We start from the raw sequence: 23,497 nt of genomic DNA on the forward strand, positions 1-23,497 counted from the left end.
GTAGTCGGAGGGTCAGTCCTCGATCCGGTTGCCCTTCTCATCCCAGTGGGCGGCAACCTTCTTGCTCGGCTGCACCCGTGGCGGCTCGCCGGGCATCTTGGGATAGCTCGGCGGGTAGGGCATGTCGCCGAGACCGTTCTCGTCGTCGCGCTGCACCATCTCGAGAAGTGGTTCGATCCCGCGACGGTGATCGGCGATGTCGTCCATCGGATCTCCGCGCCTCGCAACGAGATCCGGGACCGTCGCGATGGTGCAGTCGTCGGGATCGACGTCGGCGAGCTCATCCCATGTCACCGGCGTCGACACCCGCGCATTGGGGCTGCGCCGCGCAGAGTACGGCGATGCCATCGTGCGGTCGCGGGCGTTCTGGTTGTAATCGATGAAAATGCGTTCGCCGCGCTCTTCTTTCCACCACGCCGGAGTCACCCCCTCGGGGTCGCGACGCTCCATCTCGCGTGCGATCGCGATCACCGCGCGGCGGGTGGCGATGAAGTCCCACTTCGGTTCGATGGGTACGAACACGTGGATGCCGCGACCACCCGATGTCTTGGGAAAACCTTTGTAGCCCAGCTCCTCCAGCAGCGGCGCAAGCACCTCGATCGCCACCCGCCGCACGTCGTCGAAGTCGGTCCCCGGCTGCGGATCCAGGTCGATACGCAACTGATCAGGGTGCTCGTTGTCCGGGTCTACCGTGGGCCAACTGTGAAAGGTGAAGGTACCGAGGTTCGCTCCCCACACCACGTCGGCCGGGATGGTCGGCTTGATCGCATCACCCGTGCGGCCGGACGGGAAGACGATGTGGGTCGACTGCACGTGATCGGGACGCTTCTTGGCGATGTGCTTCTGATAGATCTCCTCACCCTCGACACCTTCCGGGAATCGTTGGAGAAAGGTCGGCCGATCGCGCAGCGCCGTCATGATGGCACCCTGCAGCGCCATCTCGCGGTAGTAGCCCACCAGATCCCGTTTGCGGCCGCCGTTCTCGCCGAGCTCCGGGAAGTAGATCTTGTCCGGGTTGCTGAGCCGCACGGCCACGCCGTCGACATCGAGCTCTTCCGCGGGCGAACGAGAAGGCATGTCAGGACGTCCCTTCCAGCACGTCGTGCAGATCGTAGGTCAGCGGAACCTCGAGCTGCTCGTACGTGCAGCTCTCCGGTTCCCGATCCGGCCGCCACCGCAAGAACTTCACCGTGTGCCGGAACCGATGGTTCTCCATCTGGTCGTAGGCGACCTCCACGACGAGGTCCGGCTTGATGGGAATCCACTCCCCCGACTTCTCCGACCGCCACCGCGTCGGCTCACCGGAGGCCGGCTTGTCCGGGTCGAGTCGCATCGGCTCGAACATCTGCTGCAACTCCACGCGTTTGGCGTCAGAGAATGCGCCGGCACCGCCAACCATCCGCAGCTCGCCGTCGGCATAGAGGCCGAGCAGCATCGACCCCAGTCCGGTGCCGCTCTTGTGCACGCGGTAGCCGAACACCACACAGTCGGCGGTGCGCTTGTGCTTGACCTTCACCATCTCGCGTTTGCCCTCGACGTACGCGCCGTCGAGCCGCTTGCCCACCACGCCGTCGAGTCCCGCACCTTCGAAGGCGGTGAACCAGTCGGTAGCCACCGCGGCATCACTGGTCACGCGACTCACCCGAAGTCGTCGGTCACCCCCGCCGGAAGGGTCGATCGCCTGCAGCAACGCCTCCCGCCGCACCGGGAACGGTTCGTCGACGACGCTCGCCTTACCGAGCGCCAATGCGTCGAAGCCGATGAAGATCGCCGGGGTCTTCTCAGCAAGCATGTTGATGCGGGACTCCGCGGGATGGATGCGCTGCGTGAGGGAGTCCCAGTCGAGCCTGTGGGTGTCTCCGATCAGTGCCGGAACGCCGATCTCACCGTCGACCACAGCCTTGTCGGGCAGCTCCTCCTTCGCCGCGGCGACCAACTCCGGAAAATAGCGGGCCAGATCCTTACCGCCCCGCGACCCGATCGCCACCTCGTCGCCGTCGCGAAAGATCAACGCCCGAAAGCCATCCCACTTCGGCTCGTACGACCAGATCGGGTCGCCACCGGGTTGGTCGGGCACGGTGGTCACGGCTTTGGCGAGCATCGGGGCGATCGGCGGCATAACCGGGAGGTCCACGCGTTCATGGTACGTGGCGGAGGGGTTTCGATACGCCGGCTCGCAAGCTCGCGCGGCTACTCAACCAACGGAAAGGGGACACCGGCTCGCAAGCTCGCGCGGCTACTCAACCAGCGGGTGGCCTCCTCGGTAAGGTGACCCGCGATGGACCTGGGAGAGATAGCGCCGCCGGCCGGGCGGTACGCGCCGTCGCCGTCGGGTGACCTGCACGTCGGCAACCTGCGCACCGCGGTGCTGGCGTGGCTGTTCGCCCGCACCACTGAACGCACTTTCCTGATCCGCATGGAAGATCTGGACCGCACCGCCGTCGGGTCCGACCAGCAACAACTGGCCGATCTGGCCGCATTGGGCCTCGACTGGGACCCGCCGGTCATCTACCAGACCACGCGACTCGCGTCCTACCAGTCGGTGATCGACGGGTTGCGTGACCAGGGACGCACTTTCGAATGCTTCTGCACGCGCCGGGAGATCCTCGACGCTCCGTCGGCACCTCACGCACCACAGGGCGCCTACCCCGGCACCTGCCGCGACCTCACCGATGCCGAACGCGCCGAACGCCGCGCGACGGGACGCGCCCCGGCAGTCCGCATCCGCACGGACGTCGACCACTTCACCGTCCACGACCTGCTGCACGGGGACCACACCGCGGCGGTCGACGACTTCGTCATCCAACGCAACGACGGCACACCCGCCTACAACCTGGCAGTAGTCGTCGACGACGCCGCGCAGGGCATCGACCAGGTGGTGCGCGGCGGCGACCTGCTGTCCTCGGCACCCCGCCAGGCCTACCTGGCGACCCTGCTCGGCCACCGGCCGCCCACCTACGCCCACGTCCCTATGGTGCTCAACGAGAAACGCATCCGGCTCAGCAAACGCGACGGTGCGGTCACCCTCGGCGACCTCGCGGAACACGGAGTGACCGCCGACCAGGTGCTGACCCACATCGCGCGGTCCCTGCACCTGGCCGCCGACGGCGAGTCCGTGAACCTACCCACCCTGGCCGATCGATTCGATCCGGCCGCACTGCCGAAGGAGCCGTGGATACTCACCGACGCCGAGTGGCGGTGACGCGGGGCGCCGGTGAGACGCGTCGGTCAGGCCGTGGCGAGCAGCCGATCGAGGACGTCGTGCAGGGTCAGCACACCGGCCACCCGGTCGCCGTCGACGACGACCGCGACATGCCTGCGGGTTTCCCGCATGACCGCCAGCGCCTTGTAGACCGGCTCGTCGGCCGCGAAGGTGGGCACCGGCCGCATCAGGTCGGCCGCCGACATCCCGGGCGGCGCCGACAGGCTGTCCCGCACATGGACCACACCGACATAGATGCCAGTGGTGTTGTCGCGCACCAGTAGTCGTCGGTGACCGGTCGCCATCGACTTCTCGCGGACCTCCTCGGCGGTCGCGCCGCGGTCGACGGAACTCACCAGGTCGTCGGAGAGCACATCGGCGACGGTGAGTCGCTGCAACTCCAGCGCCCCGGTCAGATGCGCGTGATACCGCTCGTCCAGTGTGCCGACCGTGGCCGAATGCTCGACCAGATGGCGCAGCGCGTCGGCGTCCTGCCCGGCCCCGACCTCGTCGACCGGCTGCACACCGACCCGGTGCAGACACCAGTTCGCCAGCGCGTTGAGCCGGGTGATGAGCGGACGGGTCACCCACATGAACACCCGCATCGGGATGGCCAGCAACGTCGCCGACCGTTCCGGGTGAGCGATCGCCCACGACTTCGGCGCCATCTCCCCGACCACCAGATGCAGGAACGTCACGATGACCAGCGCGAGGACGAAACCGGCCACGTCGGCGGTCCATGCCGGCATGCCCCAGCCGGCGAACACCGGCGTGAGCCAGTGATGCACAGCGGGTTTGGTGATCGCGCCGAGCGCAAGCGTGCACACGGTGATACCCAGCTGCGACCCGGCGAGCAGCACCGAGAGCTCCGACGCGCTGCGCAACGCCGCACGTGCGGAACGACTGTTGACGGCAGCGTCCTCGAGCCGGTGCCGGCGGGCGGCGATCAGTGCGAACTCGACCGCGACGAAGAAGGCGCTCGCCGCGATCAGACCGACGGTCGCGAGTGCGACGATCCACGGGTTGCTCATCGGTCGCTCCCTTCGTCGGCGTCGGCCGGGATGGTCAACAGCACCGACGACGGCACATGCCGGGCCACCGACAGCACCCTGATCGTCGCCCGGGGGGCGACCGCGTCGTCCTCGTCCAGCAGTGCAGGGTCGTCGGCCAGTTCCACCTCGACGGAGTCGCCGACCTCCGGCAGCCCACCGAACTCGGCCATCACCAGGCCGGCGACGGTCTCGTGGTCACCTTCGGGCAGGTCTCGGCCGATGACGCGGGACACCTCGTCGAGGTGTGCGTCACCGCGCACCCGCCAGCCGTCGTCGAGGCGCGCTACCGGGGTCGCGACATCGGTGTCGTGTTCGTCATCGATCTCGCCGACCAGTTCCTCGGCGATGTCCTCGACCGTCACCACACCGGCGAAACCGCCGTACTCGTCGATCACGACCGCCATCTCGTCGGAGGCGTCGTCGATCTGGGCGAGCACCTCGGGCAGCGGCAGCGAGATGGGCACGATGACCGCCTGCCGCGCGAGGTCGGCGGCGGTGGCCGGGCGATCCGGCCCGTCCGACCAGGCCAGCAGTTCGGGCAGGTGAACGACGCCGACGACGTCGGTGCGATCGTCGACGATCGGGTAGCGGGTGTGCCCACTGCTCATCGCGGCGAGAACCGATCCGGCCGGGTCGTCGGCGCGGACGGTGTCCACACGGGTACGCGGGATCATCGCGTGCCCCGCCGTGCGCGTCGGGAAGTCGAGAACCCGGTCGAGCAGCGCGGACAGGTCGGCAGGGAGTTCACCGGCGTCGCGGGACTCGGCGACGATGTGCTCGAGGTCGCGCGGGGTGGCCGAATGCTCGACGTCGTGCACCGGTTCGATCCGGAGTGCTTTGAGCAGCAGGTTCGACGCGGTGTCGAAAAGGCTGATCAGCCAGCCGAACACGGCGAGGTAGATGGTTGTCGAGCGCGCCAGCCAGCGCGCGACCGGCTCGGGACGCGCGATGGCGAGGTTCTTGGGGAAGAGTTCCCCGAACACCATCTGGACCACGGTGGAGAACAGGATGGCGATGATCGTGCCGATGGTCACCCCCAGGGCGACCGGGATGCCGACGTCGCCGAGGAGCTCACCCACACCGCTACCGATGAGCGGTTCGGCGACGTAACCGACGAGCAGGCCGGTGACGGTGATGCCGAGCTGGGCGCCCGACAGCATGAACGAGGTGCGGCGGGTGACCGACAGTGCACGTTCCGCGGCGGCATCGCCCGCTTCGGCGCGCGCCTTGAGCGCGGACCGGTCCACGGCCATGAAGCCGAACTCTTGCGCGACGAAGTAGCCGGTCAGGGCGGTGATGAGGAAGACGACCAGGATGCCGGCGACGATTCCCAGGAGGGTCAACACGTGGCCACCGCCACGGAGGTCGCGTCAGGCTGTGCGCCGGGTCTTCGAGGTTTCTTGCGTTTGGGTCGGGGGCGCTGGGCGCGTCTCATCGGGTCTTTCTCGCTGGACTTCGGGAATGGTGGAAAGAGTACTTTCCTCGAATCCCCAACGAAAGCAGCGGTTGGTGTGTTCCCGGGCCGAACTCACTCGGGACGGACAGGTGGGACTCACTCCGCTTCGGCGTCGATCACCTGCCGCGCAACGTCGATCAGTGGGGTGTTGCTGTCCTGCGACAACCGGCGCAGCAGCTCGAACGCCTGGACGGCGTCGATCTTGAACCGTTCCATGATCATGCCCTTCGCCTGGCCGATCAGGTCCCGGCTGGCCAGCGCGCTGCGGAAATCGCCCTGTTGACGTGCCCGGAACAGTGCGAGGGAGGCATGGGTGGCGTAGACGAGGCCGACCTCCTCGGCGTCACTGTCGAAGGCATTGACCTCATCCGAGAACAGGTTCAGCGCGCCGATAGTGCCTTGGTGGGAGAACAGATGGAACGACATGCTCGAGCGTGCCGGCGTCTCGGCGATGGTGCGTGCCGACAGCTCCGGCCACCGCGAATCCTCGGCGATGTCGTCTACGCGCACCATGTGGTGCTCCCAGGCCGCCTCGACACACGGACCCTGCCCGGTCTCCTTCTGCAGCAGATCGAGATGGGTCATGATGTCGTCGGTGGGTGCGATCGTCTCGTACTCACCTGCTTTGGGGTCGACGACGAGCACGCCGGCGTGATCGGTCCCCGGAACATGTTCCACGGCACCGAAGGTGACCGCCTCGAACACCGAATCCGCTGCCGTCCGGTCGCTCTCCGGGATCGCATGCATCGACCGCGCGAGGTCGGCGATCGCCTGGTGAACACTCATCTTCTCGTCGTCTCCTCTGTCGAGCGCCCCCACCCGAACGGCCCGCCCGAATACCCGCAGCCACCGCTGGTGAACCCGGATCCACCGTAGTCGGCGGCGGCAGACACGGGGCCGTGTCCCCACAGAAGCGGTCCCCGGAGCTACAACGTCCGAACCCCGGGGACCTGGCCCTCGGCGAACTCCGCGGCGCCCGCCCGGGCTTCGTGAGCGTCTACCCGCGCCACGAGCGGCTGAAACACGCCGGACGGATATTCGCCCGCGCGAACGACGCTCAGTTCGGCGTCCCGGCGTAGTAGCGCGCCAGGAATTCGTCGCGGTACTCGACGTAGCGGCCGTCCTCGATGGCCTGCCGCGCCCGGTCCACCATGGTGACGATGAACGAGACGTTGTGCAGCGTCGCCAGTGTGGCGGCCAGGCCTTCCTTCGCCTTGAACAGGTGGTGGAGATAGGCCCGGCTGTACTGCGCGGAATAGTTGTCGACCTCGGGGTCGAGCGGCCGGAAGTCCCTGCGGTAGCGCGCATTGGTGATGTTGTAGCGCCCGTCGAGCGAGTAGATCGCACCGTTGCGGGCCACCCGCGTCGGCGAGACGCAGTCGAACGTGTCGGCACCGTTCTCGATGGCGGTGAAGATGTCGTCGGGCTCGCTGATGCCGAGTAGGTGTTTGGCGGAGTCCTCCGGCAGTTCCTGGTTGACCCACCCGACGATGGTGCCGAGGTCGTCCTTGGTGAGGGCACCGCCGATGCCGTACCCGCCGAAGCCGCGTCCGCCGTCGGCCTGGTCCATCGCGCTCATCGTGACGAGGTCGCGGGCCGCCTTGCGTCGCAGGTCCTCGTACTGCGCCCCCTGGATGACACCCCACAGCGACTGCTGCGGGCGATGCGCACGCTCCCGCGACAGCCGGTTGTGTTCGGCGAGGCACCTGATCGCCCACAGACGTGTCCGTTCCAGCGAATTCTCCTGGTAGCCACGGGTGTTCATCAACGTCGTCAGCTCGTCGAACGCGAAGATGATGTCGGCGCCGAGCTGATGCTGGATCTGCATCGACACCTCGGGGGTGAAGCGGTGCGCCGAGCCGTCGAGGTGCGATTTGAAGGTGACGCCGTCGTCGTCGACGAGGGAGAGCCGCTCGCGGCCGGCGGCGGTGATCTCGTCGTTCTGTTCGCCGGTGACGTCCATCGAGATCACCTTCTTGAACCCTGCGCCCAGCGACATCACCTGGAAGCCGCCGCTGTCGGTGTAGGTGGGTCCGGACCAGTTCATGAAGGCGCCGAGTCCGCCGGCCTCGTCGATGATCTCCGGCCCCGGCTGCAGGTACAGGTGGTAGGCGTTGGCGAGGACGGCCTGCGCGCCGAGGTCGCGGACCGACTCGGGCAGCACCGTCTTGACCGTCGCCTTGGTGCCGACGGGGACGAAGGCCGGGGTATGGATGCGGCCGTGCGGGGTGTCGATGACCCCGGTGCGGCCCAGCGTCCCGGGGAGTGTGGTCCCGACGGTGAACGCATGGTCGGGTGGCAGGGCGGTGGCACTCACCGGCGAATTCTCGCAGTTCGACCCGGACACACAAAACTCGGAGCCCCTGGGGTGATGCCCGATGTTCGATACGGTGAACGCATGCCGCACCTCGTCAAACGCCTGGCCATCGGAGTCCCCGCCGTCGCCCTCCTCGTGCTCGCCGCCGCGTGCGGAACCGAGGAGCAGGCCGTCGAGACCACCACGACCACCGTCACCGAGAACCCGTCGGCGCCCGTGGTCGCCGGGCCGAGTCCTCGGCCCAACACGCAGGTACCCGCCCAGGCCGACGACGATGACCGGGAGTGCGGCACCACCTCCGGCCCCGACGGCGCGCTGCGGGTGCTGGTCACCGACGGCGACGTCACCTGCGATGAAGCGATGGCGGTCGCGGCGCGATACGGACCGCTGATCGCTACCGGCCAGGACCAGATGGTCGACGGGTGGGACTGCGGCCCGTCCGACGACGACGGGGTGCTCGCGCAGTGCGAACGCGACAACGACGACGCGATCGACGACGACGATGACGAGATCGACTTCGCGCCCTGACTCCCCCTTGACCCTGACGCAACGTGAGGCACCACAGTGGCCGATGTGAGCGAAACGGAACACGGGTACACGGTCGGCGACGTCGCCCGCCTCGTCGGGGTGAGCGTCCGCACGCTGCATCATTACGACCACGTCGGTCTGGTGGTGCCGTCGGAGCGCACTCCCACCGGCTACCGGGTCTACGACGCAGGCGACGTCGAACGTCTGCATCAGGTGCTGACCTACCGCGAACTCGGGTTCTCGCTGGAGCAGATCGCGACCCTGCTCGACGACCCGTCCGTGGATGCCTGGGCGCATCTACGCGATCAGCGTGAGTTGCTGACCGATCGGATCGATCGCTTGCACCGGATGGTCGCCGCTGTGGAGGACATGATGAACGCGAAGAAGAAGGGCATCCAGCTCACCGCCGAGGAGCAGGCCGAGATCTTCGGCCAGGACTGGCTGGGCGAGGAGTACGCCGCCGAGGCCGAGGATCGGTGGGGCGACACCGACGCCTGGCGGCAGAGCCAGGAACGCACCGCCCGGTTCTCGAAAGACGACTGGCGGGCGGTCAAGGCCGACACCGATGCGCTGGAGGCGCGTCTCGCCGAGGCCTTGCGCGGCGGCGTGGCGCCGGGTTCACCGGAGGCCAATGCCCTCGCCGAGGAGCATCGGGCGTCGATCAACCGGTTCTACGACTGCGGCCACGAGATGCAGGTGAACCTCGCCGAGATGTACATCGCGGACCCCAGGTTCACCGCGCACTACGACGAGCGGGCCGACGGCCTGGCACAGTACGTGCACGACGTCATCGTCGCGAATGCCGAGCAGCGCAGGTGATCTCGCGTCGTCACCCCGCTCCCTGAGGAGCCTGCGTCAGTCCGACCCCTGAGGAGCATGCGACGAAGGAGCCTGCGTCACGAAGGGGCCCTTCGTGACGCACGCTCGCAAGCTCGCGGGCTCCTCAGGGACCGGGGGTGACGCGCAAGCTCGCGGGCTCCTCAGGGACCAGGGGGTGACGCGCAAGCTCGCCGGGCACCTCGGGGACCAGGGGGCCTTCTCACGGAGCGGGGGACAGCAACGCCGCCGCCACCCGCTCGAGCGCGGCGACGCGGCTGGCCTTGACGAGTACGGCATCACCGGACCGCAGGTCGGCGAGGTCGGCCACCGCGGCGTCGACGTCGGGGACATGTCGGGCGGACTCCCCGTAATCGGGTGCGTCCACCGCGATGACCTCGATCCCGAGGTCGCGGGCCTGCTCTGCAATCGAGGCGTGTGCGGCCGCCGACCCGGCCCCGAGTTCGCCCATCGTCCCGAGGACTGCGACCCGGCGACCGGCGTCGAGAGCCGCCAACGACCGCAGGGCCGCGGACATCGACGTCGGGTTGGCGTTGTAGGCGTCGTTGAGGACCACCACCCCGGCCTGCGACGTCGCCAGCTCCATGCGCAGCCCGGACAGCGCCGCGCCGATCAGCCCCTGCGCCATCTGCTCCACGGGCACACCGAGCCATCCGGCTGCCGCGACCGCGGCGAGAGCGTTGGGAACCTGGTGCTCGCCCCGCGCGCCCAACGCGATGTCGGTATCGCCCCAGGGGGTGTGCAGCCGGAACGACGCACGCAGTTCGTCGTCGACGACGACGCCGGACGCCGACACATCGGCCGACGAGGTCAGCCCGAACGTGAGCACACCGGCGTCGGTGCGCTCGGCCATCGCCGCCACACGCTCGTCGTCGGCGTTCAGCACGGCCAAACCGTCCACCGGCAGGGCCTCCACCAGCTCACCCTTGGCGCGGGCCACCGACTCGATGTCGCCGAACAACTCAAGGTGCACACCTTCGACACGGGTGACGATCCCGACGGTGGGTCGGGCGATGGAACACAGCAGGTCGATGTGGCCGACGCCGCGGGCGCCCATCTCGACGACGACCGCCTCGGTGTCTCCGGGGGCGTTGACCAGCGTCAGCGGCAGGCCGAGTTCGTTGTTGAACGATTTCTCGCTGGCCGTGGCGCGGAAGGTGGTGGCGAGCGCACCGGCGAGCAGATCCTTCGTCGATGTCTTGCCCACGGACCCGGTGACCCCGACCACGCGGTCGGGCAGGCGGTCGCGGGCCGCGCCGCCGAGGTCGGCGAGAGCGGCGGCGGTGTCGGTGACGGTGATCGCGGGGATCGAGACGTCCGGTACCGAGCCCTCCGACGACAGGTACGCGGTGGCGCCGGACGCCTGCGCCGACGACACGAACTCGTGGCCGTCGCGGGCCGCGACGATCGGGACGAACAACTGGCCCGCCGCAACGGTGCGTGAGTCGATGCCCGCACCGTCGATGTCCACCTCGTCGCCGACCAGCCGCCCGGAGACGGCTGCCGCTACCTGACTCGCCTTGAACTGCACACGCCCAACGCTACAAGGGGCGCGATTCCCGACGCCGGGCGCGCATGTGCGGCTGCGCCAGAGCCGTGGCCGTATCGTGTCAGCCATGGCTTCACCCCTGCTGCGTCTGGTCGTCCTCTACGGCGGTGTGTCCGCCGAACACGACGTCTCGTGTGTCACGGCCGCCCACGTGCTGGCCGCGGCCGACCGCAGCAAGTACGACCTCGTCCCCGTCGGCATCACCAAGTCCGGTGTCTGGCTCCGCAACGACAAGGCCATCGCCACGATCGGCGAGGGCGGCGAGCTGCCCGACAAACTGGAACCGGCGGGCACCGAGGTGGAACCGCTGACCGCGATCCGCGGCGACGGCAGCTCCCAGGCGGTCACCGTCGTCCTCCCGCTGCTGCACGGCCCGCACGGCGAGGACGGCACCATCCAGGGAATGCTCGAGCTGTTCAAGGTCCCCTACGTGGGTGCGGGCGTGTTGTCGTCGGCGGTGTGCATGGACAAGGCGATGGCGAAGATCGTCGCCGAGCAGTCGGGAATCCCGCAGTGCCGGTGGGTCCAGTTCCGCGACGGCATCGACGACCCGCGCGAGATCGTGTCGCGCGTCGTCGACGAGCTCGGGCTGCCGGTGTTCGTGAAGCCCGCCAACCTGGGTTCGTCGGTCGGGATCACCAAGGCCCACGATGCCTCCGAGGTCGACAAGGCGATCGACCTCGCCCTGCGCTACGACGACGTGGTGATCATCGAGGAAGCCGTCACCGCACGCGAGGTGGAGGTGGCGGTCCTCGGCAACACCGCCCCCGAGTCGTCGGTGCCGGGCGAGATCCTGCCGGGCAGCGAGTTCTACGACTACGAGGACAAGTACGTCACCGGTGCCGCGCAGCTGGTGATCCCGGCAGATCTCCCCGACGACGTCACCCGCGACGTGCGGGAGCTGGCGGCCCGCGCGTTCACCGCCCTGCGCTGCGCCGGAATGGCCCGCGTCGACTTCTTCTACGAGGCCGACGGGCGCGGCTGGTTGCTCAACGAAATCAACACGATTCCCGGCTTCACCCCGGCCTCGATGTATCCCAAACTGTGGGAGGCGACGGGGATCAGCTATCCGGATCTCATCGATCAGCTGGTCGCGCTGGCGCTGGACGGTCATCGTCGACGCACCGGGTTCTCGACCGAGCACTGATCTCGATACGCGACTCACTCCGTTCGCCGCTACTCGATCCACGGAGGGTCGCGCTGATCTCGATACGCGACTCACTCCGTTCGCCGCTACTCGATCCACGGAGAGGGGCGCCGCTACTCGATCCACGGGGGGTGGTTGAGGTCACGGAGGGTCGTCGCCATTCGCCGGTTGAGTAGCGACGTGCGAGCCTGCGAGCCCGACGCGTATCGAAACCCCAGAAACCCCCAGTCGACGCGAAAGCCGGATCGGCCGGGGTTTCGGGCACGGTCGACGAAGCCGGGACGGTAATGTGCTCGACGTGACAGACCCCGACCGCGACGCGACGCCCTCGCTGCGCCGTCGGGACGGGGAGCCGGTCGTGGTGCTGCGCGTCCTGGTGTATTCGGATCATTCGGACACGCGCGCGGCAGTTATCGGGGCGCTGGGCCGCACCCCCGATCCGGCGCTTCCCGAACTCAGCTTCGTCGAGGTCGCCACCGCCCCGATGGTCTTCGCGCAGCTCGACGCCGGAGCGATCGACGTGGCGATCCTCGACGGCGAGGCCGCCCCCGCCGGCGGAATGGGGTTGGCGAAGCAGATGAAGGACGAGATCGACCCGTGCCCGCCGACGCTCGTGCTCCTCGGCCGTGCCGATGACCGCTGGCTGGCCGACTGGTCCCGCGCCGACGCGACCGCGACACTGCCGATCGACCCGATCGCGTTGTCCACCACGCTGGTCGACCTGCTGCGAAACACGGAACTGTAGAAAACCTCGACAAGGGCCGCTCGCCCACTAGTAGTCTTGTGTCACAGCTCACATGTGACTCCTACTGTGGGGAGGCCGTCACGATATGAACGCCTACGTCCCGATCATGGTGCTCGGGGCAATTGCTGTGGCGTTCGCGGTCTTTTCGGTCGGGGTGGCGATGCTGGTCGGCCCGAAACGGTACAACCGCGCCAAACTCGAGCCCTACGAGTGCGGCATCGAACCGCTGACCGAATCCCACTCCCTGGCAACTGCCGGCGGCGAGGCGGGTGGCGGTGTCCTCACCGCGTCGCGCATCACCGAACGCGCGGTTCAGCGCATCCCGGTGAAGTACTACCTCACCGCGATGCTGTTCATCATCTTCGACATCGAGATCGTCTTCCTCTACCCGTGGGCGGTCGCCTTCGACCTCCTCGGCTGGTTCGGTCTCGCCGCAATGACCCTGTTCATCGTCAATGTCTCGGTGGCCTACGCCTACGAATGGCGGCGCGGAGGGCTCACCTGGGAATGATCTGGGCCCCGGCGTGTGCCCGACGACGGGCACGTGCCGGGACCGCCGCTACACGCAAGGAGGTTCGCGGATGGGACTCGAGGAGAAACTGCCCAGCGGATTCCTGCTGAGCACGGTCGAGGACCTGGCCGGGTTCATGCGGAAGGGCTCGTTGTGGCCGGCCACTTTCGGATTGGCGTGCTGCGCCATCGAGATGATGGCGACCACCTCCGGCCGCTACGACCTGGCCCGCTTCGGCATGGAGGCGTTCCGCGCCTCCCCCCGGCAGGCGGACCTGATGATCGTCGCCGGCCGCGTCAGCCAGAAGATGGCGCCCGTGCTCCGTCAGATCTACGACCAGATGACCGAGCCCAAATGGGTACTGGCGATGGGGGTTTGCGCGTCCTCGGGTGGGATGTTCAACAACTACGCGATCGTGCAGGGCGTCGACCACGTGGTCCCCGTCGACATCTACCTGCCGGGCTGCCCGCCACGTCCGGAGATGCTGCTGCACGCCATCCTCAAGCTGCACGAACAGATCCAGCAGATGCCGTTGGGCGTCAACCGGGAGCAGGCGATCTGGGCGGCCGAACAGGCTGCGCTGCAGGCCCGTCCGACCATCGAGATGAAGGGCCTGCTGCGATGACCGACCCGGAGGTTCCCAAGACCGCGGGCGACATGAGCCGCGCGGAGCAGACCGGACCCGAACAGATCGGTGTGCGCAAGGGGCTATTCGGAGTGCACGGCAGCGGTGACACCTCCGGATACGGCGGCCTGGTCCAAGCGGTCACGCTGCCCGGCAGTTCCACCCGCCCGTACGGCGGCTACTTCGACGAGATCGCCGACGAGCTCGCCGCCGGCCTCACCGAGATCCCCCAGCCGCACAACCTCTCCTACGACGACGCGGTGGAGAAGGTGGTGATCTTCCGGGACGAGATGACCATGCACATCCGCCGCGAACATCTCCGGCCGGTGGCGCTCACCCTGCGCAACCGGGACTCGCTGCGATTCGAACTGTGCCTGGGCGTCAACGGCGTTCACTACCCCGACGATCACGGCCGCGAACTGCACGCCGTGTACCCGCTGGCATCGATCACCCACAATCGCCGGGTGCGCCTCGAAGTGGCCGCCCCCGACGCAGATCCCCACATCCCGTCCCTGACCGACATCTACCCCACCAACGACTGGCACGAACGGGAGACCTACGACTTCTTCGGCATCGTCTTCGACGGCCATCGGTCCCTGACCCGCATCGAGATGCCCGACGACTGGCAGGGCCACCCGCAGCGCAAGGACTACCCGCTCGGCGGAGTCCCGGTGGAATACAAGGGAACCCGCATAGCACCGCCCGACCAGCGGAGGTCCTACAACTGATGACGACCACCGACAGCGATCCCAACGACGTGCACCCCACGCAGACCTATACCGTGTCCGGGCAGGACTGGGACGACATCGTCACCGCCGTGCGCGAACGTGCGGCCGCCCAACCGGGCGACGAGCGCATCGTCGTCAACATGGGGCCACAACATCCCTCCACGCACGGCGTCCTGCGGCTGATCCTGGAGATCGAAGGTGAGACGGTCACCGAGGCGCGATGCGGAATCGGGTACCTGCACACCGGAATCGAGAAGAACCTCGAGTACCGCACCTGGATGCAGGGCGTGACCTTCGTGACGCGGATGGACTACCTGTCGCCGTTCTTCAACGAGACGGCGTACTGCCTGGGCGTCGAACGCCTACTCGGCATCACCGACGACGTCCCCGAGCGGGCCAGCGTGATCCGGGTGCTGCTGATGGAACTGAACCGCATCTCCTCACACCTCGTCGCATTGGCCACCGGCGGAATGGAACTCGGCGCGGTCACCGCGATGTTCCTGGGCTTCCGGGAACGGGAGATGATCCTCGACATCTTCGAGTACATCACCGGCCTGAGGATGAACCACGCCTACATCCGGCCCGGCGGGGTGTCCCAGGACCTCCCCGACGACGCCGTCGACAAGGTCGCCGACCTGCTCGATGTGCTGCCGAAACGGCTCGGTGAGCTCGAGGATCTCCTCAACGAGAACTACATCTGGAAGGCCCGCACCCAGGGCGTCGGCTACCTCGACCTCACCGGCTGCATGGCGCTGGGAATCACCGGGCCGGTGCTGCGTTCCACCGGCCTGCCACACGACCTGCGCAAGTCCGAACCCTACTGCGGCTACGAGAACTACGAGTTCGACGTCATCACCGACACCACCTGCGACTCCTACGGCCGATATCTGATCCGGGTCAAGGAGATGCAGGAATCGGTACGCATCGCCCGCCAATGCCTGGACCGGCTCAGGCCGGGCCCGGTGATGGTCGCCGACCGCAAGATCGCCTGGCCCGCCGACCTCGCTCTGGGCCCCGACGGACTGGGCAATTCACCCGAACACATCGCGAAGATCATGGGCACCTCGATGGAAGCGCTCATCCACCACTTCAAACTGGTCACCGAGGGTATGCGCGTGCCCGCCGGACAGTGTTATGTGGCGGTCGAGTCACCGCGCGGCGAACTCGGCGTGCACATGGTCTCCGACGGCGGCACCCGGCCCTACCGAGTGCACTACCGCGACCCGTCGTTCACGAATCTGCAAGCGGTGGCGGCGATGTGCGAGGGCGGCATGGTGGCCGACGTGATCACCGCGGTCGCCAGTATCGATCCGGTGATGGGAGGGGTGGACCGATGAGTGAACCCGTGTTCGTCGACCTGACCACACCCTCGACCGGCGGCGCACCACCCGCCGAGGGGCTTCCGGTGGTGGCCCCGCAGCCGCATCCGACCGTCCGGTTCGACGGACCCGACAGCTACCCCGACGACGTGGCGGCGCGTCTGGCCGCCGATGCCGCCGGCATCCTCGACCGCTATCCGCAGCCGCGGTCGGCGTTGCTGCCACTGCTACACCTCGTCCAGGCCGAAGACGGACAGATCACCCGCGCAGGTGTGGACTTCTGTGCGGCACAACTGGACATCACCGCCGCCGAGGTGGCGGCGGTCGCCACCTTCTACTCGATGTATCGCCGGACGCCGACCGGTGAGTACCTGGTCGGGGTGTGCACCAACACGCTGTGCGCGGTGATGGGCGGCGACGAGATTCTGGCGGCCCTGCGTGAGCACCTGGGTATCGCGCCGGGCGACACGACCGCGGACGGGCGGATCACCCTCGAGCGCGTCGAGTGCAACGCCGCCTGCGACTTTGCACCGGTGGTGATGGTCAACTGGGAGTTCTTCGACAACCAGACCCCGGCGGGAACCATCGAACTCGTCGAGGATCTCCGTGCCGGCGTCGGCGTCACACCGACCCGGGGCACGGGTGGTGTGTGCTCGTTCCGTCAGACGGCGCGCCTGCTCGCCGGACTGCCCGAGGACGGTGAGGATTCGTGACCGCCGTCGTCAAAGGTGCGGAGCCGGCCGAGCCACCCGTGCTGAGCCGCCACTGGGGCGAGCCCGAGTCGTGGACGCTGCACAGCTACGAGACGCACAACGGATATGCGGCGCTGCGCAACGCGTTACAACAGTCCCCCGATGACATCATCGAGATGGTCAAGGCGTCGGGTCTGCGCGGGCGGGGCGGCGCGGGATTCCCGGTGGGCGTCAAGTGGTCGTTCATCCCGCAGTCCGATCCGGCCGATCCGGATGCACCCGACCCGCGGCCGCATTACCTCGTGGTCAACGCCGACGAGTCGGAACCCGGTACCTGCAAGGACATCCCGCTGATGTTCGCGTCGCCGCACTCGCTGATCGAGGGGGCGATCATCGCCGCGTACGCGATCCGCGCCGCGCACGCGTTCATCTACGTCCGCGGGGAGGTGGCCTCAGTGTTGCGCCGACTCCGCACGGCAGTCGAGGAGGCCTACACCGCAGGCTATCTCGGCTACGACATCCTCGGTTCGGGGTTCGATCTGGAACTGGTCGTGCACGCCGGTGCGGGGGCCTACATCTGCGGCGAGGAGACGGCGCTGCTCGACTCGTTGGAGGGTAGGCGCGGCCAGCCTCGGCTACGCCCGCCCTTCCCCGCGGTCGCCGGACTGTACGCCAGCCCGACCGTGGTCAACAACGTCGAGTCGATCGCCAGCGTGCCACCGATCATCCGCAACGGCGTGGACTGGTTCCGATCCATGGGAACCGAGAAGTCGCCGGGCTTCACGCTGTATTCGCTGTCGGGACACGTCGCCCGGCCGGGCCAGTACGAGGCACCTCTGGGCGTCACCCTCCGGGAGCTGCTCGACCGCGTGGGCGGTGTGCGCGCCGGGCACCGACTCAAGTTCTGGACTCCGGGCGGCTCGTCCACACCGATCCTCACCGGCGATCACCTCGACGTTCCACTCGACTACGAGGGCGTCGGAGAAGCCGGGTCGATGCTGGGCACCAAGGCATTACAGATCTTCGATGAGACGACCTGTGTGGTGCGGGCGGTCCTGCGGTGGACCGAGTTCTACGCTCACGAGTCCTGCGGCAAGTGCACGCCGTGTCGCGAGGGCACCTACTGGTTGGTGCAACTGCTGGCGCGGGTCGAGGCGGGGCAGGGAACCGAAGCCGATCTCGACATCATCACCGACGTCACCAACAGCATCGTCGGTAAGTCGTTCTGCGCGCTCGGGGACGGTGCGGGCAGTCCGATCGTGTCTTCGCTGAAGTACTTCCGCGACGAGTACCTCGCCCACTTCGACGGCGGCTGCCCGTTCGATCCGCACGCCTCGACCCTGTTCTCTGACACCGACTCCGGAGGTGACCGATGACCGCGGTCGACGAACCTGCCACCACGGACCGACGCCCGGATCTGGTGTCGGTGACCATCGACGGCACCGAGATCGTCGTTCCCAAAGGGACCCTGGTCATCCGGGCCGCGGAGATGATCGGCACCCAGATCCCCCGGTTCTGCGATCATCCGCTGCTCGACCCCGTGGGGGCCTGCCGGCAATGCCTGGTGGAGGTGGAGGGCCAACGTAAGCCGCTCGCCTCGTGCACCACGGTGGTGACCGACGGGATGGTGGTGCACACCCAACGCACCTCGGATGTGGCCGAGAAGGCGCAGCGGGGTGTGATGGAGCTGCTGCTGATCAATCATCCGCTCGACTGCCCGGTGTGCGACAAGGGCGGGGAATGCCCACTGCAGAACCAGGCGATGTCGTCGGGCCGCGGCGATTCCCGCTTCACCGGCGTGAAACGCACTTTCACCAAACCCATCCCGCTGTCCTCGGAAGTGCTGCTCGATCGGGAACGGTGCGTGCTGTGCGCGCGGTGTACCCGGTTCTCGTCGCAGGTCGCCGGGGATCCGCTGATCGACTTCGCAGACCGCGGCGCGTTGCAGCAGGTCGCGATCTACCAGGACGAGCCGTTCGAGTCGTACTTCTCCGGCAACACCGTGCAGATCTGTCCGGTGGGAGCGCTGACCAGTACCGCCTACCGTTTCCGAGCGCGGCCCTTCGACCTCGTGTCGACGCCGAGTGTGTGTGAGCACTGCGCGAGCGGATGCGCTCAACGCACCGATCATCGGCGCGGAAAGGTGTTGCGCCGCCTCGCCGGTGACGATCCGGACGTCAACCAGGAGTGGAACTGCGACAAGGGCCGGTTCGCGTTCGCCTACGCCACCGCCGCCGACCGCATCGCTGCTCCGACGATCCGGTCGGCCGACGGAACACTGCGGGAGGTGTCCTGGGCTCACGCGCTACGGCATGCGGCCGAGGGGTTGTCGTCCGCACGCGGCCGGGCCGGCGTCCTCACCGGCGGGCGCCTGACCGCGGAGGACGCCTACGCGTACGCACGGTTTGCCCGGGTGGCCCTGGATACCAACGACATCGACTTCCGCGCCCGCGGCCACAGCGGCGAGGAAGCCGACTTCCTCGCCGCGCATGTCGCGGCCCGGCCCGACGACGTCACCTACCACGACCTCGCGGGCGCGCCTGCGGTGCTGCTGGTGGCGTTCGAGCCGGAAGAAGAGTCGCCGATCGTCTTCCTGCGCATGCGTCGCGCGGTCCGGACTTCCGGCCAGCGGGTGACGTCGATCGCCGCGCTCCGCAGCCGTGGACTCGTCAAACTGAACGGTCAGCTCCTCGCCGCGGTGCCGGGAGATGAAGCAGCCGTGCTGGATTCCGACGCGGCTGCCGACGCCGTGACGGCCGACGGTTCGGTGATCGTCGTCGGCGAGCGGCTCGCCGGGGTTCCCGGCGGTTTCAGCGCCGCCGCCCGACTGGCCGAACGGACCGGGGCACGACTGGCGTGGATACCGCGCCGCGCCGGGGAACGCGGCGCCCTGGAAGTCGGTGCGGCACCGAACCTGCTACCCGGCGGACGCCCGGTGGCCGACCTGACCGCCCGGACGGAGATGGCACTCACTTGGCAGGTGGCCGACCTGCCCAGTGTGCCCGGCCGCGACACCACCGGGATACTGGACGCCGCGGCACGCCAGGAGATCTCAGCACTGCTCGTCGGAGGTGTGGAGCTCGCCGATCTCCCGGACCCGAGAGCCGCCGAATCCGCTCTCGCCGATGCAGGATTCGTCGTCAGCCTCGAGATCCGTCGCAGCGCGGTGACCGATCGCGCCGACGTGGTGCTGCCGGTCGCCGCCACCGCGGAGAAATCCGGCATGTTCCTCGACTGGGAAGGACGGGCGCGGCCGTTCACGACAGCCCTACCCGAGGCGGGAACCCTGCCCGACCACCGGGTGCTCGACGCGTTGGCCAGCCAGATGGGCATCGACCTGCGGTGCGCCGACACCGCGACCATCCGCGCCGACCTCGAACGCATCGGGCCGTGGCGCGGATTGCGACCACCGACGCCCGCAGTGACGGCCCCGCCCACGCATCACGGCAACCCTGAGACCCGACGTGCGGTCCTCGCCACCTGGCGGATGCTGCTCGACGACGGCCGCCTGCAGGACAACGAACCCGATCTCGCCGGTACCGCCCGCCCCCCGGTGGCCCGGATGTCCGCGGCCACCGCCGCCGGGATCGGTGCGTCCGACGGGACGCCGGTCGAGGTCGGCACCGAACGGGGCGCGATCGTCCTCCCACTCCAGCTCACCGACATGGTCGACGGGGTGGTCTGGGTGCCGATGAACTCACCGGGCTGCTCGGTCTCCACCGAGTTGCGCGCCCACGCAGGTGATGTCGTCGCCATCGCGACGGCCGGGGAGGCTCGATGAACTTCCCCGACCTTGCCGACTTCGGCCACGACCCGTGGTGGCTCATCGTGCTCAAGGCGCTGGCCGTGTTCGCGTTCCTGGTGGCCAACCCGCTCGCCGCGATCCTGATCGAACGAAAGATCATGGCACGCATGCAGACCCGGATCGGACCCAATCGGGTGGGTCCACGCGGACTCCTGCAGAGCCTGGCCGACGGGGTGAAACTGGCCCTCAAGGAGGGCATCGTCCCGAGCGGCGTGGACAAGCCGATCTACCTTCTCGCACCAATCATCGCCGTGGTGCCGGCGGTGATGGCCTTCGCGGTGATCCCGTTCGGTCCGATGGTGTCGGTGTTCGGGCACGAGACGCCGTTGCAGCTCACCGATCTCCCGGTGGGCGTGCTGTACGTGCTCGCCATCACCTCTGTCGGTGTGTACGGCATCGTGCTCGCCGGATGGTCGTCGGGTTCCACCTATCCGCTGCTCGGTGGTCTCCGCTCGACCGCGCAGGTGATCTCCTACGAGATCGCGATGGGACTGACGTTCGCGGCGGTGTTCCTCGACGCCGCGACCATGTCGACGTCGGGAATCGTGGCGGCACAGGAACATCACTGGTATGTGCTGCTGTTGCTGCCGTCGTTCGTGATCTACGCGATCTCGATGGTCGGCGAGACCAACCGCGCCCCCTTCGACCTGCCCGAGGCGGAGGGCGAACTGGTCGGCGGCTTCCACACCGAGTACAGCTCCCTGAAGTTCGCCATGTTCATGCTCGCCGAGTACATCAATATGGTCACCGTGTCCGCGCTGGCCACCACTCTGTTCCTCGGCGGGTGGCAGGCCCCGTGGCCGCTCAGCTTCTTCGACTGGGCCAACTCCGGCTGGTGGCCGATCCTCTGGTTCACGCTCAAGGTGTGGATCTTCCTGTTCGTCTTCATCTGGCTACGCACCAGCCTTCCCCGCCTGCGTTACGACCAGTTCATGAACCTCGGCTGGAAGGTCCTCATCCCGATCTCGCTGACCTGGGTGATGGTGGTGGCCGTCATCCGCGTCGCCATCGGCGGCTCCGAGGACAACGACCTGGCCCGGTCGCTGGTGCTGGCGGCGGCCGGGATCGTGGTGACCGCATTGCTGCTGTACGCCGTGTGGCGGCTCGTACGGTTGCCGGTCGAGAAGACTGCGGGTCACCGGGTCTCGATACGCGGCTCCTCCGTCGCCGCTACTCGACCAGCGGATGGAGAGCCGGATGGAGAGGCGGATGGGGAACCGGAACCCTTCGACCCGATGGCCGGTGGCTTCCCGGTACCGCCGCTACCGGGCCAGGTCTTACCGCAGCGTGCCGTGCCACCCCCTGATCCTGCGAAGGAGACGACCGATGCCTGACTTCATGAAGCCGATCAGCGGGTTCGGCGTGACGTTCTCGGGGATGTTCTCCCCGACCATCACCGAGCAGTACCCCGAGGAGAAGACCCCGACCGCGCCGCGCTATCACGGTCGCCACCAACTCAATCGGCACCCGGACGGTTTGGAGAAGTGCATCGGCTGTGAGTTGTGCGCGTGGGCATGTCCCGCCGACGCCATCTACGTCGAGGGCGCCGACAACACCGAGGACGAACGGTACTCGCCGGGCGAACGGTACGGCCGCGTCTACCAGATCAACTACCTGCGGTGCATCGGGTGCGGGCTGTGCATCGAGGCATGTCCCACGCGGGCGTTGACCATGACTAACGACTACGAGATGGCCGACGACAACCGGGCCGATCTCATCTACGAGAAGGACCGCCTGCTCGCGCCGCTCGAGCCGGGCGCCGCGCCACCACCGCACGACATGGCTCCCGGTTCCACCGAGGAGAGCTACTACCGCGGTGAGGTGTCGAAGGAAGGCCGGCTCGTCGGAAGGGACGATTCGTGACCACGACGGTGCTCGCGGAGCTGACCCGCACGTCGTCTGGCGAGGCCGTCCAGTTCTGGGTCCTCGGTGTGGTCGCGGTACTCGGGGCGCTCGGGGTCGTGTTCGCCACCAAGGCGGTGTATTCGGCCATCTTCCTGGCGACCACGATGATCATCCTCGCGATCTTCTACGTCGCGCAGGGTGCGCTGTTCCTCGGCGTGGTGCAGGTGGTGGTCTACACCGGCGCGGTGATGATGTTGTTCTTGTTCGTGCTGATGCTGATTGGTGTCGACTCGTCGGACTCGCTGGTGGAAACGTTACGCGGACAACGGGTCGCGGCTGTGCTGATCGGTGTCGGGTTCGGAATCCTGCTGATCGCCGGCATCGGTTCCGCCTCGCTTGCGGTGTTCGTGGGCGCGCCGGTGGCGGGCGTGCCCGGCGCCCCGGCCACGGCCGGTGACGGCAATGTGGAGGCACTCGCGGAGCTGATCTTCGTGCAGTACCTGTGGGCGTTCGAACTCACCGGCGCGCTGCTCATCGCCGCCACGCTGGGCGCGATGGTGCTGGCGCACCGGGAGCGGTTCGGACCGCGACGCAGTCAGCGCGAACTGTCGACCGAACGGTTCCTCCACGGCGTCGACATGACGCCGCTGCCGAGCCCCGGTGTCTACGCACGCCACAACGCCGTCGACGTACCGGCCCGCCTGCCGGATGGTTCGCCGTCGGAACTCTCCGTCAACGCGACGCTGCGGCCGCGGCCTGCCGTCGCCCCGCCGACCTCCGAACCCGACAGCATCCGCCGACAACTCGGCGAGGGCCGTCCGGGAGGCGGCCCATGAATCCGGAGAACTACCTCTACCTCGCGGCGCTGCTGTTCAGCATCGGCGCCGCCGGGGTGCTGTTGCGGCGCAACGCCATCGTCGTGTTCATGTGCATCGAGCTGATGCTGAACGCGACGAACCTGGCGTTCGTCACGTTCGCGCGGATGCATGGATCGTTCGACGGTCAGGTCATCGCGTTCTTCGTCATGGTCGTGGCGGCAGCCGAAGTCGTCGTCGGCCTCGCGATCATCATGACCATCTTCCGGGCTCGCCGGTCGGCCTCGGTCGACGGCGCGGATCTGCTGAAGCGGTAGGAGGCAC

21 protein-coding genes and 1 pseudogene are annotated in these 23,497 nt (G+C 67.9%); 15 read left to right on the forward strand and 7 right to left on the reverse strand.

Annotated elements, in window-relative coordinates; translation table 11 throughout:
• Positions 1–12: 12 nt before the first annotated feature.
• Positions 13–1,077 (reverse strand): DNA polymerase domain-containing protein, encoded by a 1,065-nt coding sequence (locus tag V1Y59_RS12190; protein ID WP_330505225.1) that lies wholly within the window; start codon positions 1,075–1,077, stop codon positions 13–15.
• Between the two features lies 1 nt (position 1,078).
• Entirely contained in the window at positions 1,079–2,134 is a 1,056-nt protein-coding gene (locus tag V1Y59_RS12195) for an ATP-dependent DNA ligase (protein ID WP_330505226.1), read from the reverse strand.
• Positions 2,135–2,278: 144 nt separating this feature from the next.
• Here V1Y59_RS12195 and gluQRS point away from each other — a divergent pair, with 144 nt between their 5' ends.
• The gene (gene gluQRS / locus V1Y59_RS12200) at positions 2,279–3,202 is read left to right on the forward strand and encodes a tRNA glutamyl-Q(34) synthetase GluQRS (protein ID WP_330505227.1); all 924 of its coding nucleotides are present in this window, start codon (positions 2,279–2,281) and stop codon (positions 3,200–3,202) included.
• A gap of 26 nt (positions 3,203–3,228) precedes the next feature.
• Here gluQRS and V1Y59_RS12205 read toward each other — a convergent pair whose 3' ends face one another.
• The 4 genes from V1Y59_RS12205 to tgt form a co-directional block, all read right to left on the reverse strand.
• Positions 3,229–4,233, reverse strand: coding sequence for a hemolysin family protein (locus tag V1Y59_RS12205; protein WP_330505228.1), 1,005 nt, complete (start codon positions 4,231–4,233; stop codon positions 3,229–3,231).
• Positions 4,230–5,600 carry a hemolysin family protein gene (locus V1Y59_RS12210; RefSeq protein ID WP_330505229.1) on the reverse strand — a complete coding sequence of 457 codons (1,371 nt, stop codon included), beginning with the start codon at positions 5,598–5,600 and terminating at the stop codon, positions 4,230–4,232. The genes V1Y59_RS12205 and V1Y59_RS12210 overlap by 4 nt, the downstream gene beginning before the upstream one ends.
• Before the next feature lie 206 nt (positions 5,601–5,806).
• Positions 5,807–6,496: a GAF and ANTAR domain-containing protein gene (locus tag V1Y59_RS12215; protein ID WP_330505230.1), complete on the reverse strand. Its 690-nt coding sequence runs from the start codon at positions 6,494–6,496 to the stop codon at positions 5,807–5,809.
• Positions 6,497–6,767: 271 nt separating this feature from the next.
• Positions 6,768–8,027, reverse strand: coding sequence for a tRNA guanosine(34) transglycosylase Tgt (gene tgt / locus V1Y59_RS12220; RefSeq protein WP_330505231.1), 1,260 nt, complete (start codon positions 8,025–8,027; stop codon positions 6,768–6,770).
• A gap of 81 nt (positions 8,028–8,108) precedes the next feature.
• Between tgt and V1Y59_RS12225 the strand changes: the two genes are divergently transcribed.
• Both V1Y59_RS12225 and V1Y59_RS12230 read left to right on the forward strand, forming a co-directional pair.
• Positions 8,109–8,555 carry a hypothetical protein gene (locus V1Y59_RS12225; RefSeq protein WP_330505232.1) on the forward strand — a complete coding sequence of 149 codons (447 nt, stop codon included), beginning with the start codon at positions 8,109–8,111 and terminating at the stop codon, positions 8,553–8,555.
• Between the two features lie 45 nt (positions 8,556–8,600).
• The gene (locus V1Y59_RS12230) at positions 8,601–9,374 is read left to right on the forward strand and encodes a MerR family transcriptional regulator (RefSeq protein WP_330505233.1); all 774 of its coding nucleotides are present in this window, start codon (positions 8,601–8,603) and stop codon (positions 9,372–9,374) included.
• 220 nt (positions 9,375–9,594) lie between these two features.
• Here the strand turns inward: V1Y59_RS12230 and V1Y59_RS12235 are convergent, their stop codons facing one another.
• Positions 9,595–10,923, reverse strand: a complete 1,329-nt coding sequence (locus V1Y59_RS12235; protein WP_330505234.1) for a UDP-N-acetylmuramoyl-tripeptide--D-alanyl-D-alanine ligase — start codon at positions 10,921–10,923, stop codon at positions 9,595–9,597.
• A gap of 85 nt (positions 10,924–11,008) precedes the next feature.
• Between V1Y59_RS12235 and V1Y59_RS12240 the strand changes: the two genes are divergently transcribed.
• From V1Y59_RS12240 to nuoK, 12 genes and pseudogenes are all read left to right on the forward strand, one after another.
• Positions 11,009–12,088 carry a D-alanine--D-alanine ligase family protein gene (locus tag V1Y59_RS12240; protein ID WP_330505235.1) on the forward strand — a complete coding sequence of 360 codons (1,080 nt, stop codon included), beginning with the start codon at positions 11,009–11,011 and terminating at the stop codon, positions 12,086–12,088.
• A gap of 358 nt (positions 12,089–12,446) precedes the next feature.
• Positions 12,447–12,833 carry a DNA-binding transcriptional response regulator gene (locus V1Y59_RS12245; protein ID WP_330505370.1) on the forward strand — a complete coding sequence of 129 codons (387 nt, stop codon included), beginning with the start codon at positions 12,447–12,449 and terminating at the stop codon, positions 12,831–12,833.
• Between the two features lie 85 nt (positions 12,834–12,918).
• Complete coding sequence (locus V1Y59_RS12250; RefSeq protein ID WP_330505236.1) at positions 12,919–13,344, forward strand: NADH-quinone oxidoreductase subunit A; 426 nt, start codon at positions 12,919–12,921, stop codon at positions 13,342–13,344.
• 70 nt (positions 13,345–13,414) lie between these two features.
• A complete protein-coding gene (locus V1Y59_RS12255) occupies positions 13,415–13,969 on the forward strand; it encodes a NuoB/complex I 20 kDa subunit family protein (RefSeq protein ID WP_330505237.1) in 555 nt (184 codons plus the stop codon).
• Between the two features lie 32 nt (positions 13,970–14,001).
• Positions 14,002–14,697, forward strand: coding sequence for an NADH-quinone oxidoreductase subunit C (locus V1Y59_RS12260; protein WP_488803374.1), 696 nt, complete (start codon positions 14,002–14,004; stop codon positions 14,695–14,697).
• Complete coding sequence (nuoD, locus tag V1Y59_RS12265; protein ID WP_330505239.1) at positions 14,697–16,034, forward strand: NADH dehydrogenase (quinone) subunit D; 1,338 nt, start codon at positions 14,697–14,699, stop codon at positions 16,032–16,034. Before V1Y59_RS12260 ends, nuoD begins: the two co-directional genes overlap by 1 nt.
• Positions 16,031–18,084, forward strand: a pseudogene (gene nuoF, locus V1Y59_RS12270) (NADH-quinone oxidoreductase subunit NuoF). Before nuoD ends, nuoF begins: the two are co-directional and overlap by 4 nt.
• Positions 18,081–20,489 (forward strand): NADH-quinone oxidoreductase subunit G, encoded by a 2,409-nt coding sequence (locus V1Y59_RS12275; RefSeq protein WP_330505240.1) that lies wholly within the window; start codon positions 18,081–18,083, stop codon positions 20,487–20,489. The pseudogene nuoF and the gene V1Y59_RS12275 overlap by 4 nt, the downstream one beginning before the upstream one ends.
• Positions 20,486–21,847 carry an NADH-quinone oxidoreductase subunit NuoH gene (gene nuoH / locus V1Y59_RS12280; RefSeq protein ID WP_330505241.1) on the forward strand — a complete coding sequence of 454 codons (1,362 nt, stop codon included), beginning with the start codon at positions 20,486–20,488 and terminating at the stop codon, positions 21,845–21,847. Before V1Y59_RS12275 ends, nuoH begins: the two co-directional genes overlap by 4 nt.
• The gene (gene nuoI, locus V1Y59_RS12285; protein ID WP_330505242.1) at positions 21,840–22,376 is read left to right on the forward strand and encodes an NADH-quinone oxidoreductase subunit NuoI; all 537 of its coding nucleotides are present in this window, start codon (positions 21,840–21,842) and stop codon (positions 22,374–22,376) included. The genes nuoH and nuoI overlap by 8 nt, the downstream gene beginning before the upstream one ends.
• Positions 22,373–23,194: an NADH-quinone oxidoreductase subunit J gene (locus tag V1Y59_RS12290; protein WP_330505243.1), complete on the forward strand. Its 822-nt coding sequence runs from the start codon at positions 22,373–22,375 to the stop codon at positions 23,192–23,194. Before nuoI ends, V1Y59_RS12290 begins: the two co-directional genes overlap by 4 nt.
• Complete coding sequence (gene nuoK, locus V1Y59_RS12295) at positions 23,191–23,490, forward strand: NADH-quinone oxidoreductase subunit NuoK (RefSeq protein ID WP_330505244.1); 300 nt, start codon at positions 23,191–23,193, stop codon at positions 23,488–23,490. The genes V1Y59_RS12290 and nuoK overlap by 4 nt, the downstream gene beginning before the upstream one ends.
• Positions 23,491–23,497: the final 7 nt, after the last annotated feature.

The sequence above is a fragment of the Gordonia prachuapensis genome, from assembly GCF_036350515.1.
GTDB classification, from domain to species: Bacteria; Actinomycetota; Actinomycetes; order Mycobacteriales; family Mycobacteriaceae; genus Gordonia; species Gordonia prachuapensis.